This window comes from Geodermatophilus sp. SYSU D00879 (assembly GCF_054050375.1).
Genome location: NZ_JBJGZF010000015.1, coordinates 39653 through 54816, shown reverse-complemented (window position 1 = coordinate 54816; position 15164 = coordinate 39653). Strand labels below are relative to the sequence as shown.

Genomic DNA, 15164 nt, shown 5'->3' with positions numbered 1-15164 from the left:
GCAAACCTGGTCCGATGACCCGGGCATGCGGTGCGGACGTGCCACCATGCGGCCGTGGCAGAAGCTGATCCGGCAGGTTCTCTGTGGTCGTTGGATGAGTACATCGTGGTTGCCGACCTGTACCTCAGGCGTGGGCATAGCTCCGGGGCCCGCGACTCCGAGGTCCTGCAGCTCGCCCAACTGACCGGTCGCACCCCCGGGTCGATCAGCCGCAGGCTGGGGAACTACCAAGGCACCCTGCATCCGGGAACGGGCCTTAAGCCGGTCAGGGGTGAGGCACTCGCTGTCTTCAACGCCATGGCCCGCGACGCGGAGGTGCGCGAGCGGCTGACCGCTGAGGCGCGGTCGCGACTCCTGACCGGCTTGCCCTCCGGGATCATGGAGCTTCCCGCCGGTGCGGCCGCGAAGCTTGTCGACACGGAGCAGATGCGCGTCACCGAAACCGAGGTGACTCTTTACGAAGTCACCCGAACCATCGTCCGGTCCGAGGCTCAGCTCGTGGACCGCTACCTCGCCTGGCTTGCGAAGAAGGGGCGCGAGATGAAGAGCGTGCTCCTGCCCTCTGAATCTGGATCGCTTCGCGTGGATCTGTTCGACCCCGCGCAGAACCTTCTGATCGAGGCAAAGGCCAAAAGTTCGCGGGAGTACATCCGGTATGCGATCGGCCAGCTGCTGGACTATCGCCGGCGGATCTCTCCGCGGCCGAGCCTGGCCGTCCTCCTTCCCGAAGCGCCACCGCAGGACATGGTCGACCTGCTCGAGGAATTGGGCATAGCGGCAATCTTCGAGGCGGGGAGTCGCTTCATCGATCCCACGTTCAGGCGCGTCCTGGTTCCGCGTGAAGCGGCCCTGTCGGCGTTGAGCTGACTCGTTCTACAAGCTCCGCCACCGAACGAGGGACACGATGTCTGAATCGATCGCTCACCACGGGCTCCGCCACCTCATCCGCACGTCCGGCAATCCGGAGGTGCGGACCAATGACCTACTCCAGTCGCTGCTGGACGGCGACCGCGCGATGCGGGAGGCCTTTCTTGAGTTCCTGAGCCACTCTGTCGGCGCCGACCTTCGCCGCTGCCGGATCGAGCGCGAGGCGTACGAGGTCGACGCACTGACTGGGAAGAAGTCCTACCGCGACTTCCTCCTCACAGAGGCGACCACCGACCGCTGCATCATCGAGACCAAGATCGACTCGGTGCTGACCTCCCACGACCAGGCCCGCCGCTACCTGGAGCAGCTGCCGCCCGGTGGAGCTCTCATGATCGTCACGCGCAAGCCCCTTGTGCCGGCCTTAACCGGTCAGGCCGAAGGGCAACTCGGCGTCCGGCTGTCGCCGGTCGGCTCGGCCGCGCGTGGGGAGGTCGACGGCCGCACCGTCCTGGTGATGTCCTGGTCTGACCTGCTCCGCGGTGTGCTGACGCGAGACGGGCGTCCCTTCGAGGAACTCGTCGCCCTGGACCTCGCGCTGGAGGGGATCAGCGACTTCGTCCCCTTCACCGCGGCGGTCGAGGACGTCGCAGTCGGGCGACTGGTGCAGCAAGCCATCGAGGTGGCCGATGAAATCTGCAGCAGGCTGCCGCGCCGGTTGTCGAACGAGGGGGTCACGCACGACTCCGTCAGCTCGGTGAGGAAGAAGGGCTACGCGCCGTACGTGAACATCACGATCCTCAACCACACCCTATGGATCGGCTACGACGCGGGCTTCTGGGCGAAGGTGCCCGGCGACGGGATGCCTAGCCCCATCTGGGCCGGGCGCTGGAACCGCTGGGTGCGCAAGGCAGATCTCCCGGCGGTCACCGCCCGGCGGAACCGACTCGACGCGCTGGGAGTCACGCGCCCGTTCGGCATACCCCTCGGGTTGCCCCTGGAGGCGGTGGTGGAACGGATCCTCGATGACGCGGTGGCCCACGTACGGCGGATCAGCACCCGGCTGCACGCCGACCCGGCCGCCCGCGGCGGACCCATGGTCGACGAGGAGGCGGGGGACGACGGCGACCCCGCCGACCGCTGATCGACCTAGACGGGGTCGGGGACGCCGACCGGGTAGTGAGGCTCGGGTCACGACACCGGCCGCGGCAGATGCACCCGGCAACCGGTACAGAAGAGTTGTGCTCGGCGTGGGCGCGTCCCTCGGCTCCGCAGCCAATGACTTGACCGGCCGGCGAAGGCTGCTGGACGAGGGGCCTCCTGGACACAGCGCCGAACGACGGCGGTCCGAGCTGGCAGGTCACAGGGCTGCGCGTCCACGGCGTCTGAGGCTCGAGCGGGCCGTGGCCCTGGTGGTTCGGTGGGTGCGGTCGGTGGCCCGGCATGACCGAGCCCCTCCGCCTGAAGCGGGGGGGCTCGGTCATTGCCCTCAGGCTGGCCGAGAGAGCCCGTTGTCCGGCGGCTGCAAATACTGGATCAGCGTTCGCTCCGCCGCGGTGACTCGCGCGTCCGTACTGCTGTTGTCGAAGGGCAGGATCCATACGGCGTGCCAGCTGTCGGTGCGGGCGTGGTGCCGGCTGAACCGGCTTCGCAACCCCCCACGCTGGCGGTGGACCTTGCCGATGTACCGGAGCGCACCTGCCTCATCGACCGCGAAGTACACACAGGGGCTCACTGCCGGCAGCACTCCAGCGAGCCGGAAGGGCCGGGCGAGGACCGCCGTGACATTGGCGCCGAGCGTGGCGACGAGCGCCGCCGCGAAGGCGTACTGGTCGGGTCCGAAGGGGACGCTCACTCCTGCCCCACCATGGTGTTGTGGGTGTCGCCACCGTCGATGCCAGCGAGGGAGTCCTGCGCCTCATCGGCGACGACGGAGAGGTCGGGCTCCAGCGCGACGTGCTGGTTCTTGCGCCAGTGCACACGGCCTTCCGTGGCGAAGTCGTTGATGACCTCGACCTTCTGCCGGATCGCGGCGACGGTGTCGGCGGGGATTCCGTACTGCTGGAACAGCGGCTGGCTCCCGGGCTCGCGCATCGTCTGAAGGTTCTCAGCGCGGTCGGCAAGAGCGGTGAGGTCCTTGAGGAACTGCGGGACCGCGACGTCGTACTGGTCCTTATGAGAGCCCAACGTCGGGGACGTTGACACGCTGTTCGTGTCTCCGGGTGGCGCGAACTCCCTGCGGAGTACCGACTCGGTGAGCGGGACGGGGCGGCCGTTGACCAGTGTGACGTTGAGGGTCACGGGCTCGGTGCGGGTACCCGCCAGCCGGGTCGAGACCTGCAGGGCCGCGTTGTACAACAGCTCGAGACCGCGGGGGGTCGTCAGCATCTTCCGCACGATGGCCTCGGGGTTGGCCGTCGTGCTGCCGGCCTTGCCGCCGAGCCCGGTCTGGGTGAGACGCCGCCACGCGACGAGCTTGCCGTCCTTGGAGACCTGCTGCGCTTCGTCTGGGTTGACGATGAGGGCGATGCCGCCGGCCATGCCGAGCGCGAGGCTGTACGGGCCGAGAACGCCGTTGCCGTGTTCTGCGATGGCGCCGTCGTACAGTTCGACGAGCGGGCGGTCCTTCAGGTCGTGCCAGGTCAGCGTCGCGCTCTTGCTCGCGGAGCCGTTCACCCCCGTCGCGTTGGCGCCGCTGTTGCTGATCTTGGCCGGGCGCGCCCGCCACTCCCGGCCGATGAACAGGCCGGCGAGCGCCGCGACGATCTGCCCGTAGTCCTTCTGCGGGACGTCGAGCAACGGCAGGGCCAGGTCCGCGGCGATGAGTGCGCGCGTCTTGGGATGCGGGTTCTGCTTCCACACGGCGAGCTCGTCGAGGACGGCGCGCCACGTCGGGCTGTCCACGGCGGGGGCGCCCACGGTGGCGGCGAGGATGAATGTGGCATGCAGGGCGTCTCGCATGAGTACGTTGCCGTGCGCATCAGTCGCCGTGTCGGCGCTCGCCTCGATCGCGCTGGTGATGAACGGGTTCACGAGCTGGACGCCGGTAGTCGGGTCGGCGGTGTTCGACAGGCGGGTGAGGATCTCGGTGCCGATGGCGGTCTGACTGTCGCCACGGGCCCAGTCCTGGCCGCGCGCGACCTCGATGTGCTCGCGCCGAACGAGGTCCATGACGGCGTCGCGGAGCGTCCCGAGGCGGCCCTTGCGGTCCCGGTAGGGGGTGAAGCCGACGATGACGCGGGCGGGCATGGTCCGGCAGCGCTGGAATGCGGCGACGCGCTCGCGGTCGGCCTGGAGCAGGGCCTCGTTGGCACCATCCGAGGCGTCGCCCTGAGCGAGGACCGAGGGGGAAGTGCTGTCGGTGGGCTCGATCTCCTCGATCCATGCGCGGACGTCGGTGTCCTTGTTGCTGGCCGGGAACAGCGGCACCGACGCGCTGGCGCCGGGGTACGTCAGCGACTTACGCAAGTCCTTCACAGCCTCCGCCGTGATGGGGCGCGGTCGACCGTCGGGGCCGAACTGCGCGGCGAGGCTGAGGTCGTACTGCGTGCCAACGAGGTCTGCGATGCCGCCTTGCGCATTGGTGACGCGGCGGGTGCCGTCGGCGGCGACGAGCGCCGCGGGCTGACTTCCGTCGGGCAGAAGCAGTCGGGTGAAGACCAGCAAGGGCGGCTTCTGCACGCCCAGACGCTTGATGTCCTCCTTCAGCGCGTTGTCCGTGGACTGACTGCGCTCGTACGCCTTCCAGTCCAGCACCTGCTGCAGGCTCTCGCACCGCTGGATGAGACATGGCTCGTTCGTCGGACTCGGCTCCAACGCTGGCAAATCGGGGTGGTACTGCTGCCCACTGCGCTTGCGACGGCGGACCTCGTGCCGCCGCTTGCCCTTGTTGCGGACGTTCATGGGGGCGGGCGTCGGGATGGAGGTGTTCACGTGCATCGCTGCGACGCGAACCTCGCCGTACGCCGAACGCAACCGATCGATGCGAAGCGGATAGTTGAACAAGTTGGACGCCTGCGCGGCCTCCAGGAGCAGGGCGAAGTCGAGTGGCAGCGACTCCTGGTCACGCAGGGCCTTGATGGTCTTTCCGGGGACCTGCCCGCCGGGGACGGTCAGCGGCAGCGCCGAGAGCGGCAGGGTGGAGATGTCCTCGACGCTGCTTTCCGGCTCGGGCGATGACGTTGTCGTCTGGATCGTGCTCGTCATGGTGGGTGCTCCGTCGCGATCGGAGCCGCCCCGCGAACGGCGCCGTCAGCCGGCGGGTTGCCGGCGGCGGTGCGACGTCAGGACGCGGTGCCTGACCGTTCCGGTCGACGTGTCCCCCTCCGGTCACCCGTGTGACTGGCAGGCTTCGTGTCGTCTTGCGGCACGACGCCGCAGTGGCGTCGCGTGACGGACGGTAAGACACAACCCTGACATCGGCCAGTTCACGGACGATGACGTCGCGGAAGCACAGATGTGACGGCCCCACCATCGGCGTGATCGCGTCCTCGCTCAGCATCCGGCGACTCGCACGCTTTCCACTTGGGCGACCGACTGTCGCGACAGCGTTGTGGGCTCTCGCCGGGTGTTCTCGCAGTTCAGCAGCCTGGGGGCGTCCCTAGTTAGTGCCCGACAGCCGTGTGCGTATGTAGCATGTCGCCCCTCGGACACAGCACCGCCCCGGTGTTCCTGCAGGTCAGGGACCCGGGGCGCTGTCGTGTCCGGACCCCCAAGGCCCTCGTGACACCGCTTCGATGCTCCGCGGCCCGGTCAGCCGTCGAGCAGGGCCGCGAAGCGGTCGGCGGCCTCTCGTCCCGCGCCGGGGTGGACGTGCTGGTCGACGGTCAGCGTGATGGTGATGCCGGCGTGCCCCAGGCGCTCGGAGACGACCTCCACCGGCACGCCGTGGGTGAGCAGCAGCGTGGCGTGCGTGTGACGGAGATCGTGCAGCCGGATGATCGGCAACTGCTCCTCCCCCAGTGCCTTGCGGGCGCGAGCCACCTGGGCGGTGAAGCGGCGGGAGAACCGCTCCGGGTGCCGGTGGCTGCCGTCGAGCCCGCTCAGCACCAGCGCGGAGTCCCGCACCGGGCCGGGTGACATCTGCTCACGGACCATCCGGTGGGCACGGAGCGCGGCCACGGTGCCGGCGTCGAGGTCGACGACCCGGGAGCGGCGGGTCGACCCGGTCGCCTGAGCGTGGCCGGCCGTCTCGAGCGCCGCAGCACCCACCTGCTCGCCGCGGCGGTCACCACCCTGCTGGTCGCCTCCCCCGGCGATGGCACCCGGACCTGGCGGGGGCCACCGCGGTCGGCACTGCCGGCCTCCGGGCGCTCGGAACGGCCTACCGCCGCGCGGTGCGCCACTGCCGGCAGTTGACCGTGCACCGTCCTGCACCGGACCTGCAGCGCGCGCTGCGCCGGTTGCGGCTGGACCGGCACGCGCTGGTGCCCGAGCCGATCGCGCCCGCCGCCTGACCGTCGGCGCCGCTCCGTCCGGAGGCGACGGGGGGCTGGGCTCCAGAGGAGTGGTGGGTCGGCGTGGCTCCGCCGAGACCCCGCCGGAGTACGGTTCCGCTCACCATGATCGGCACCCCGCGCCGGATCGCTGCGCTCGTCGCCGCTGTGGTCCTCGCGCTCACCACGGTGCTGGCGGTGCTGGCCGGTCAGGTCAACGCCCGCGCCGAGGCCGACCTGCTGCACCGGCAGGTCGCCCAGGCCGGCACGGTGCTGACCACGCAGATCGCGGTGCTGACCACCCAGCTGGCCGACGCCGGGCAGGTGGCCACCGCCACCGACGCCGATCCCGGCGCGTTCCAGCGCTTCGCCACCGCCCGCGTCGCCGACTCGGAGGGCATGTCGCTGTCGCTGTGGCGCATCGGCAACGGGCAGACCGAGCAACTGGCGGCGCTCGGTCCGGATCCGGTCGCCCCCGACGGTGACGGGTTCCCTGCGTTCCTCACCGGCGTGCCCGCCGACGGCACGCTGGCGGTCACCGGCATCCTGCCCGGCGAGCCGGCCCGGCTGGGCTACGCGCTGCGCCCGGCCGGCGACGCCACCGGGCTGGTCGTCTACGCGGAGTCGCTGCTGCCGCCGGACCGGCGCATCCAGGTGCCGCCGTCGGACGACGCGTTCGGCGGCCTGGACTTCGGCGTCTACCTCGGCCGCGGCACCGGCACCGAGGACCTGCTCTACTCCACCGGGCCGGTGCCGATCGGCGGGAACACCGCGCGCACCTCGGTGCCGTTCGGCGACACCGCGATCACCGTCGTCGGCGCCTCCCCGACCAGCCTGACCGGCGCCCTGTCCTCGGCGCTGCCGTGGATCGTCCTCGGCGTCGGCGCCGCACTGGCCGCCGCCGCGGCCGCCACGGCGGCCACCATCGCGCGGCGGCGCGCGGAGGCCGAGCGGCTCGCAGCGGACAACGAGCGGCTCTACCGGCAGCAGCGGAGCATCGCCGGCACCCTGCAGCACGCGCTGCTGCCCGCGGTCCCCCGGCTGGACGGGCTGGAGGTCGCGGCCCGCTACGTCGCCGGCGTCGACGAGCTGGACGTCGGCGGCGACTGGTACGACGTCATCACCCGCGGGCCCGGGTGCTGCGTGTTCGTCGTCGGTGACATCTCCGGCCGCGGGCTGCCGGCGGCCACCACGATGGCCGAGCTGCGCTTCGCGGTGCGCGCCTACCTCGCGCAGGGCGACGACATCACCGTCGTGCTGGCCAAGCTGCGCCGGCTGCTCGACGTCGGCACCGACCACCGCTTCGCCACCGTGCTGCTCGGCGAACTCGACACCGACACCGGTCGGCTGCGGCTGGTCTGCGCCGGACACTTCCCACCCGTACTCCTCGCCGGTGGCTCCGCCCGGTCGCTGGCGGTGCCCATCACCCCGCCGATCGGCGTGGACGACCCCGCCCCGCCGCCGGCGGCCGAGGTGCGCATGCCACCCGCCGGCACGCTGCTGGCGTTCACCGACGGGCTCGTCGAGCGCCGCGGCGAGGTCATCGACACCGGCCTGGACCGGCTGCGCGCCGTCACCGCCGCCCTCGACGGCCAGCCGCTGCCGCAGGCCCTCGACGACCTGGTGGAGGCGCTCACCGCCGACGGCGGGAAGGACGACACCGTGCTGCTGGGGATGCGGTGGACGAGATGACCGGCACCCCCCAGGCCCGGCTCGACGTGGTCGAGGCCGCCGACGGCGCCCCGCTGCTGGTGCGCCTGGGCGGCGAGCTGGACCTGGCCGGTGCCGAGGACGTCCGCCCGGCCCTGGACGAGCTGCTGCGCCGCCACGCCCAGCCGGTGCGCATCGACGCCGCCGAGCTGACCTTCGCCGACTCGTCGGGGGTGGCGGTGCTGCTGCGCATCGCCAACCACTTCGCCCCGGTCGAGACCGTGCACGCCACCCCGTGGTGCGACGCGTACTGCAGGTCCTCGGCCTCGGCGGCCGGCTGGGCCTGCGCGAGGGGAGCTGAGCATGGCTCGCCGCACCTTTCCCGCGGTGGCCGCCTCGGTGCCCGCGGCCCGCCGCTTCGCCACCGAGGCCGTCGCGCACCTACCCGGACAGCTCGGCCAGACGGTCGCCGTGCTGGTCTCCGAACTGGCCACCAACGCCGTGCGCCACGCCGGCGGCTCCCCGTTCGCCGTCGACGTCGACGCCGCCGACGGGCGACTGTGGGTGGGGATCACCGACACCGGCACCGGTCAGCCGATCCCCCGTTCCCCGGCGATCACCGACGAACACGGCCGCGGCCTGCACCTGGTCGCCGCCCTCGCCGACCGCTGGGGCGCCCACCGCCGCCGGGACACCGGCGCCAAGACCGTGTGGTTCGAGCTGACCGTCCTCCCCGACCGACCGGACGAGTCCGGGACCGGCACCCACCCCGGCGTCCTCCCGGCCTGACCGCTCCGCACGGCAGGCCCCCCGCTGGGTGCACCCGAGCGCCCCGCCGCCGCGCATCTCCCGCTGATCCGCTGACGTTCCTCGAAGGGCGCCTTCCGGTCCGAGGGCGCCGCGGCGAGCCGGCGCGGTGCGGCTCGGAGTGCGGCGGGGTCGCGGCCCGCGCCCGAGCAGACGATCCTGTGCCGTGAGCCACATCCCGTGAGGAGTTGGTGCCGGTGCGGTCGGACACGGCTGTCGTACGGGTCCTGGTGCTGGAAGAGCAGGAGGTGGCGCGCCGCGGCGTGATCCGGGTGCTCGCCGACGACCCGGGCCTGTCGGTCGTCGCCGAAGCGTCCTCGGTCGCCGAAGCGGTGGCCCGGGGCCGGGCCGTGCGCCCCGACGTCGCCGTGGTCGGCATGCGGCTGCCCGACGGCACCGGAGCGGACGCCTGCGCACGGCTGCAGGTGGACGCTCCTGGAGTGCGGTGCCTCGTGCTCAGCCAGTACGTCGACCCGGACACGGTGGGGGCGGCCCGGCGGGCGGGGGTGTCGGGCTACCTGGTCAAGCACGTGCGCGGCCCGGCCCTGGCGGCCGCCGTCCGCCGGGTGGCCGCCGGGGGCACCGTGTTCGCCCGAGAGGTCACGGCGGCGCTCTCGCCCGGAGCCGGCGCCCGGCGGCGGGATCCGCTGGCCGGTCTCACCGCGCGGGAGCGCGCCGTGCTGCGGCTGATCGGTGAAGGGCACACCAACCGCCAGATCGGCGATCGCCTCGGCCTGGCGGAGAAGACGGTGAAGAACTACGTCACCAATCTGCTGCCCAAGCTCGGCCTGGAGCGCCGCACCCAGGCCGCCGTCCTGGCCACCCGGATGCGGGACCACGAGGCCGCCGGGGGCCGGCCGCCGGCACCCCGGTGTCTCCCGTGACCTGGGTTCGGGAGCGCGCCGCTGCGCGGCGTGCTCGCGCTCTCCCTGTGGCGGGCGGCTGAAGGGGGTCGACTGCGCGGACTTCTCCCTCGTCGATCCTGACGGGTGCCCCGTCGACGCCTTCGGAACCCGATGTGTCACGGAGCCGGTCTTCGACGACCTCACCGTGGCGCCGACCGATCGCTCTGGACGCCGACCGAGCTGCCGGCCTGGTCGGGTCCCCTGCCGCACGGCGCCGCGGCCGGCTGTGGATGGCCACTGCTGGAGGATTTCGTCGAGATCGCGCCTGCGGAGGTGCCGAGGCCTCTCGCCACGTTCCCGAGGTCGATCAGGATGATCGCTGTCCGACCGGCGGGCTGCGTTCGGACCGTGACAGGGAGGCCGCGCACTGCGCGCTCCTGTCCCACCGGGCAGGCTGCAGGGGGACGGTTTCCACTTCCCGGTGGCCGAGTCCCCCGTGGTGCGGAGTCGGCGACCTGTCCGGTAGCGCACGGGCGACCGCTGGGACGACCATCGGATCCGGGTGTCCACCGACGCGAGCCGTGCCGGCGTCCACCCCCTCACGGAGACAGTGTGGTGCTCGCGGGAGACCGGGGCTGGTGATCACCACCAGTCGCCGGGGCGGGCGACGTCAGGTGAGGCGATCCCACAGGCCGTGACTGGTGAAGAAGCGCTGGACCTCATCGAGTTCGACGGCGGCATCCTCCGCGCGGTCGACCACGGGGCCGGCCACCCACCACTCTGCCCCTGGCAGCCCGGCCGAGATGTAGGCCCGCCCGCCCGGCCGGTACCCGTGCCGCGAGGTGCGGGGCCTGCCGAGCACCGTTCCGTGGGCTGGTTCCCAGAGCCTGATGACCCCATCGGCGCAGCTCAGGACGACGGCGTCGAACCAGCGCCAGATGACGACGTCCGAGCCGGCAGCCGCGGTGGCGATGGCCACGAGGTGACCGGGAGACACCCGCTCTGCCCGGGGCGAGGGGAAGGGCGTCGCGTAGGGAACCTCGGCCTGCCTTTCCGCGGCGAAGACGGTGCAGGCGTGCTCGGTGGTGCTGAGGACGATGGCTGATCGCAGTCGTTCCGAGCGCGGTTCTCGATCCGACGCGGAGGGCATGGCGCCATCGTGCACCGGCGGTGCGGCCTGGAAGGCGGTCACGCGACAGCCGATCGCGACCACACTCCCCCCGTGAGGGGGGCGTCCACCTGAGTGCAGCGGGACGACTCGTCGGGCGGATGCGTGCTGAGTGAGCTCCATCCGCGGCTGGCGGGGTGGGAGCGCAGGTCCGGGTCGGCCGGGTCGATGACGGCGAGCGGCACCTGTTCGCCCCGACACGGGGCACCCGGTTGCCCGGCTGGGACCCGCGAGCACGGATGACGGCGCACACCGCGCCCCCGGCTGTCTCCCTCTCCTGAGCGACGCGGCAGCACGGCGGGCTCATTTCGGTACGGATCGGGTCGATACATGTCCCAGATCGGAAGTTCCGGAGCCTGTCCCCGGCGGGGACGGCGGCGGTCACGGCCGTCGGCGATCGAACCCGAGGAGGGCGAGTGGACGTTCACGGTGTCCTGGCGGGTACCTCCACCGTGACCAGCAGGCTGCTGCTGCGGGCGGCGGCCGAGCGGGGTGGCCCGAAGGCGGTGGAGCGGGCTCTGAGCCGGGCCGGGCTGGCCGGGGACGCGGCCCGGCTGCACAGCCTGCGGGGCCGGGTGTCCTACGAGGTGAAGCTGCGGCTGTTCGACGCCGTCGCCGCGGAGGTGGGCGATCCGCGGATCGGCCTGGCACTGGCCGATGCGGCGCTGACCGATCCCGCGCTGGCGGCGCTGCGCGGTGCGGTGCGCGCGCTGGGCTCCCCGGCGACGGTGCTACGGCAGGTGTCGCGCATCTCCACCCGGTTCGACACCGCCGCGGTGTTCCGCTGCACGGAGTCGTCGGACCGGCGCGCGGAGCTGGTCTGGCGGGTGCTCGCCCCGCACCGACCCAGCCGGATGGACTGCGACTACAACATCGGCCTGCTGATGCAGGCACCGGTGCTCTTCGGCCTGCCGCCCGCACGGGTGGAGCACCTGGCGTGCCAGGTCGATGGCGCCTCCGCCTGCACCTACACCGTCACCTGGCACCCGCTGAGGTCGACGTCTCGGTGGCGGCGCCGGCGCCGGCGTCCACAGCCGGTGGTGCAGACCGCGGCCTGCCACGGTGACGAGCAGCTGCGTGCCCTCCGGGAGGCGAGCGACGCCCTGCCTGCGGACGCCACCCTGGAGGCCACCCTGCAGCGGATCACCGAGCAGGCCGACCGCGTCGTGCACGGACCCGGCCACCTACTGGACGTCCGGCTGCCGCACGGCGCCCGGCACCTGCGGGCACGCGGCCTGGGACGCGCCCTGCTCCAGCGCCTGGGGGACACGCGTCTGGAGCCCGGCGTGCAGCAGATGGCCGAGGCGACCGTGATCGCCGTCCCGGTGGCGACCGCGACGGCGAGCTACGGCGCACTCGCCGTCGTCCTGTGGCCGGGCCAGGAACTGCTCGCTCAGGACGTGGAGCTGCTGACCGGCTACGCCCGGCAGGCCGCTGCCGCCCTGCAGACGGCGGCGCTGCTGGATCAGGCCCGAGAGCAGGAGGAGACCGCCCGGCTGCTGCTGGCCGTCGCCCGCTCCCTGGCCGGCCGGAGCTCGATCCCGCACATCGCGCAGACCATCGCCGACGCCGTCCCTGCGCTGTGCGGCGCGGACCGCTCGGCTGTCGCCCTGTGGGAGCCCGGCGCCCAGTCGGTGTGGATGGCCGGCCTGGCCGGCTGGCCGGCGGAGCTCGCCGACCGGGCCGCCGCCTTCGTGGCGACGACCGAGGACAGCCCCGAACTGTGCCAGCTCGTCGCGAGCGGTGCCCCGCTGCTGGTCGACCGCAGCTCCTCGGCGTGGGCCCTGGACGTGCTCGACGCCTTCGGTGTCGCGGCCTTCGTCGCGGTGCCGGTCCAGGTCGACGGCAACCTGGTCGGCATCATCCTGGCGCACTGGGTGGACCGCGCCCCGCCCCGTGAGCTCGGTGAGGCGCTGAGCGAGCGGCTGTGGGGACTGGCCGGCCTGGCCGGTGTCGCACTCGACAAGACCCGGCTGCTCGAGGAGCTCGACCACCGCTCCAGTCACGACGAGCTCACCGGGCTGCCCAACCGCGCGGTGTTCGACGCCCGGCTGCAAGCCGCGCTCGAGGACGCCGCCGCCGGCGGGGCACCGGTCACCGTGCTGCTGGCCGATGTCGACCGGCTCAAGCGGATCAACGACGGACTCGGTCGCGAGGCCGGTGACCGGGTGCTGCGCCAGGTCGCCAGCCGACTCACCGCGACGGTCCGCGAGGGGGACACCGTCACCCGCGAGGGTGACGAGTTCATCATGCTGCTGCCCGGTGTCGGCCCCCGCCGAGCCGAGCAGATCGCCCACGGGATACGCACCGCCCTCCAGCCGCCGGTCAGCGCCGGGGACGAGGCCGTCTTCGTCGGCCTCACCATCGGAACGGCCGTGGTCAGCGGCCGGTCGCTGCGCCGGCTGCTGCAGCAACCGGAGGCCGCGTGCGGCCTCGTCGAGCAGGCCACCGCGAACCTGTGGGAGGCCAAGCGCCGATCCGCCGGCGCGCTCGTACCCGGCCCGCGGTCGCCGGAGCGTCTGCGGCTGGAGACGGAGCTGCACGGAGCGGTCGACCGCGGCGAGATCCAGGTCTTCTTCCAGCCGCAGATCGACGTGGCGACCGGCCGAACCGTCGCCGTGGAGGCGCTGGCCCGCTGGCAGCATCCCGTGCTGGGCGCGGTGCCGCCGGGCCGGTTCGTGCCCGTTGCCGAGGACAGCGGGCTCATCCGCGAGCTCGGCGCGCACGTCCTCCGGCGGGCCTGCCGCACCGTCGCCGACTGGAGCCTGGAGGGCCTGGAGCTGGAGGTGGCGGTCAACGTCTCCGCCGCGCAGTTGACCGACGCCGACTTCAGCGACGTCGTGCAGCGGGTGCTCGCCGAGACAGGCCTGCCACCCGAGCGGTTGGTCCTCGAGGTGACCGAGAGCCAGGTGATGACCGAGGTGGCAGACCGCCACGGCCACCTGACCCGGCTGCGGTCGACCGGCATCGGGATCTCGATCGACGACTTCGGCACCGGGTTCTCCTCTCTGGCCCAGCTGAACCACCTGCCGGCCACCGAGCTGAAGATCGACCGCAGCTTCGTGGACCACATCCCCGATGACCGCCCCTCCCCCCTGGTCGCCGGCATCGTCGGTCTCGCCCACGGCCTCGGGCTCCGTGTGGTCGCAGAAGGGATCGAGACGCCCGGGCAGCTCCAGGCCGTGCGAGGCATCGGCTGCGACCGAGCGCAGGGCTACCTGCTCGGACGTCCGGCCGAGCCCGACGCCGTACACCACGCATCCCGCCCTCGGGAGAGGTGGTCCCCGTCCAGGTCCCCCCTCCTCCCGTCACCCGGCTCGTGGTGCTCCGCGTGATACTGCCGACGGCGGATCTGGGTGTCCTCCGGTGCGTTCTCGAGATCGGCGACGGCCGCGTCGGGTCGCGAGATCGCAGCTCAGGGCACCACGAGGCATCCCGGTGCTCAGCCTGGGCCAGGAGTTCGAGTCCCCCCTCGGACACAGCAGATGGCCCCGCGGTCACCGACCGCGGGGCCTTCGCCGTTCCTCGGACCGGCCCGAGCCTCAGGCGGCCGTCGCGCGGGCGGCCTCGTCGACCAGCCGCGCGACGACGTCGGGCCGGGAGACGGTCACGGCGTGGGAGGCGTCCACCTCGACGGTGTGCGACGACGCCCGCTCGGCCATGAACCGCTGGGCCTCGGCCGGGACGGCCAGGTCCTGGCGCGTGACGAGGGTCCAGGACGGGACGGTCTTCCAGGCCGCCTTCGTCGCCTTGTCCGCCAGGGCGTCGCCGATGATGGGCCGCTGCGTGACGGCCATCAGCGCGGCGACGTCCGCCGGCACGTCCGCGGCGAAGACCGTGTGGAACCGGTCCTGCTCGATGTAGAGGTCGTCGGCGGTCTGCCCGTCGGGACCGCGGACGGGCACCGGGCGCAGCGCCGTCCCCAGCTCGTTGCCCGGGAACCTCCCGGCCAGCTCGCCGGTGCTCTCCCCCTCGTCGAGCAGGAAGCTGGCGACGTACACCAGCGCCCTCACCCGCGGGTGCCCCTCCGCCGCCTCGCTCATCACGCTGCCGCCGTAGGAGTGGCCGGCGAGGACGATAGGCCCGTCCACGCTGTCCAGGACGTCGCGCAGGAGCGCGGCGTCCCCGGCCAGCGAGCGGAGCGGGTTGGCCACCCCGACCACGGGGAAGCCGTCCCGCCGGAGCTCGGCGATCACGCCGTTCCAGCTCGACGAGTCGGCGAAGGCCCCGTGGACGAGCACCACCGTGGGCGGGACGGCGCGGGTCGCGAGCGTGCTGCTGGTCATGGCTGCTTCCTCTCGGTCGGCGGGCGCTCCGTCGGCGCCCCTCCGGTCGCGCACCGGTGCGCACCCCCGTCAACGACCCGGTATGCGATATATTGCATTCATCAGATGA

General features: G+C 72.5%; 11 protein-coding genes and 1 pseudogene. 7 read left to right on the top strand and 5 right to left on the bottom strand.

Annotated features, from left to right (window positions below):
• The first annotated feature begins 54 nt into the window (after positions 1 to 54).
• Positions 55 to 867 carry a hypothetical protein gene (locus ACI79B_RS17855; protein ID WP_456929074.1) on the top strand — a complete coding sequence of 271 codons (813 nt, stop codon included), beginning with the start codon at positions 55 to 57 and terminating at the stop codon, positions 865 to 867.
• A 37-nt stretch (positions 868 to 904) separates the two neighbouring features.
• Positions 905 to 2008, top strand: a complete 1104-nt coding sequence (locus ACI79B_RS17850; protein ID WP_456929075.1) for a hypothetical protein — start codon at positions 905 to 907, stop codon at positions 2006 to 2008.
• 345 nt (positions 2009 to 2353) lie between these two features.
• Here the strand turns inward: ACI79B_RS17850 and ACI79B_RS17845 are convergent, their stop codons facing one another.
• From ACI79B_RS17845 to ACI79B_RS17835, 3 genes are all read right to left on the bottom strand, one after another.
• Positions 2354 to 2719: a hypothetical protein gene (locus tag ACI79B_RS17845; RefSeq protein WP_456929076.1), complete on the bottom strand. Its 366-nt coding sequence runs from the start codon at positions 2717 to 2719 to the stop codon at positions 2354 to 2356.
• On the bottom strand, positions 2716 to 5070 hold the full coding sequence (locus tag ACI79B_RS17840) for a hypothetical protein (protein ID WP_456929077.1): 2355 nt from the start codon (positions 5068 to 5070) through the stop codon (positions 2716 to 2718). Before ACI79B_RS17840 ends, ACI79B_RS17845 begins: the two co-directional genes overlap by 4 nt.
• Positions 5071 to 5616: 546 nt before the next feature.
• A complete protein-coding gene (locus ACI79B_RS17835; RefSeq protein WP_456929078.1) occupies positions 5617 to 6075 on the bottom strand; it encodes a tyrosine-type recombinase/integrase in 459 nt (152 codons plus the stop codon).
• Positions 6076 to 6425: 350 nt separating this feature from the next.
• On the opposite strand from ACI79B_RS17835, the gene ACI79B_RS17830 reads away from it, so the two are divergent.
• The 4 genes and pseudogenes from ACI79B_RS17830 to ACI79B_RS17815 all read left to right on the top strand — a co-directional run bounded on the left by ACI79B_RS17830 (position 6426) and on the right by ACI79B_RS17815 (position 9640).
• Positions 6426 to 7991, top strand: a complete 1566-nt coding sequence (locus ACI79B_RS17830) for a PP2C family protein-serine/threonine phosphatase (protein ID WP_456929079.1) — start codon at positions 6426 to 6428, stop codon at positions 7989 to 7991.
• Positions 7988 to 8209, top strand: a pseudogene (locus tag ACI79B_RS17825) (STAS domain-containing protein); the annotation flags it as partial. The gene ACI79B_RS17830 and the pseudogene ACI79B_RS17825, both read left to right, overlap by 4 nt.
• A gap of 103 nt (positions 8210 to 8312) precedes the next feature.
• On the top strand, positions 8313 to 8738 hold the full coding sequence (locus ACI79B_RS17820; RefSeq protein ID WP_456929080.1) for an ATP-binding protein: 426 nt from the start codon (positions 8313 to 8315) through the stop codon (positions 8736 to 8738).
• 215 nt (positions 8739 to 8953) lie between these two features.
• Positions 8954 to 9640 (top strand): response regulator transcription factor, encoded by a 687-nt coding sequence (locus ACI79B_RS17815; RefSeq protein ID WP_456929081.1) that lies wholly within the window; start codon positions 8954 to 8956, stop codon positions 9638 to 9640.
• Between the two features lie 631 nt (positions 9641 to 10271).
• Here ACI79B_RS17815 and ACI79B_RS17810 read toward each other — a convergent pair.
• Entirely contained in the window at positions 10272 to 10793 is a 522-nt protein-coding gene (locus ACI79B_RS17810) for a hypothetical protein (RefSeq protein WP_456929082.1), read from the bottom strand.
• Positions 10794 to 11221: 428 nt separating this feature from the next.
• Between ACI79B_RS17810 and ACI79B_RS17805 the strand changes: the two genes are divergently transcribed.
• Complete coding sequence (locus ACI79B_RS17805) at positions 11222 to 14104, top strand: putative bifunctional diguanylate cyclase/phosphodiesterase (protein ID WP_456929083.1); 2883 nt, start codon at positions 11222 to 11224, stop codon at positions 14102 to 14104.
• A 207-nt stretch (positions 14105 to 14311) separates the two neighbouring features.
• Here ACI79B_RS17805 and ACI79B_RS17800 read toward each other — a convergent pair whose 3' ends face one another.
• On the bottom strand, positions 14312 to 15055 hold the full coding sequence (locus ACI79B_RS17800) for an alpha/beta fold hydrolase (RefSeq protein ID WP_456929084.1): 744 nt from the start codon (positions 15053 to 15055) through the stop codon (positions 14312 to 14314).
• Between the last annotated feature and the right edge of the window lie 109 nt (positions 15056 to 15164).

Excerpts from the sequence above, each read along its gene's own strand:
- ACI79B_RS17840 (WP_456929077.1), bottom strand. The coding sequence starts at position 5,070 with ATGACGAGCACGATCCAGACGACAACGTCATCGCCCGAGCCGGAAAGC.
- ACI79B_RS17830 (WP_456929079.1), top strand. The coding sequence starts at position 6,426 with ATGATCGGCACCCCGCGCCGGATCGCTGCGCTCGTCGCCGCTGTGGTC.
- ACI79B_RS17800 (WP_456929084.1), bottom strand. The coding sequence starts at position 15,055 with ATGACCAGCAGCACGCTCGCGACCCGCGCCGTCCCGCCCACGGTGGTG.
- ACI79B_RS17850 (WP_456929075.1), top strand. The coding sequence starts at position 905 with ATGTCTGAATCGATCGCTCACCACGGGCTCCGCCACCTCATCCGCACG.
- ACI79B_RS17820 (WP_456929080.1), top strand. The coding sequence starts at position 8,313 with ATGGCTCGCCGCACCTTTCCCGCGGTGGCCGCCTCGGTGCCCGCGGCC.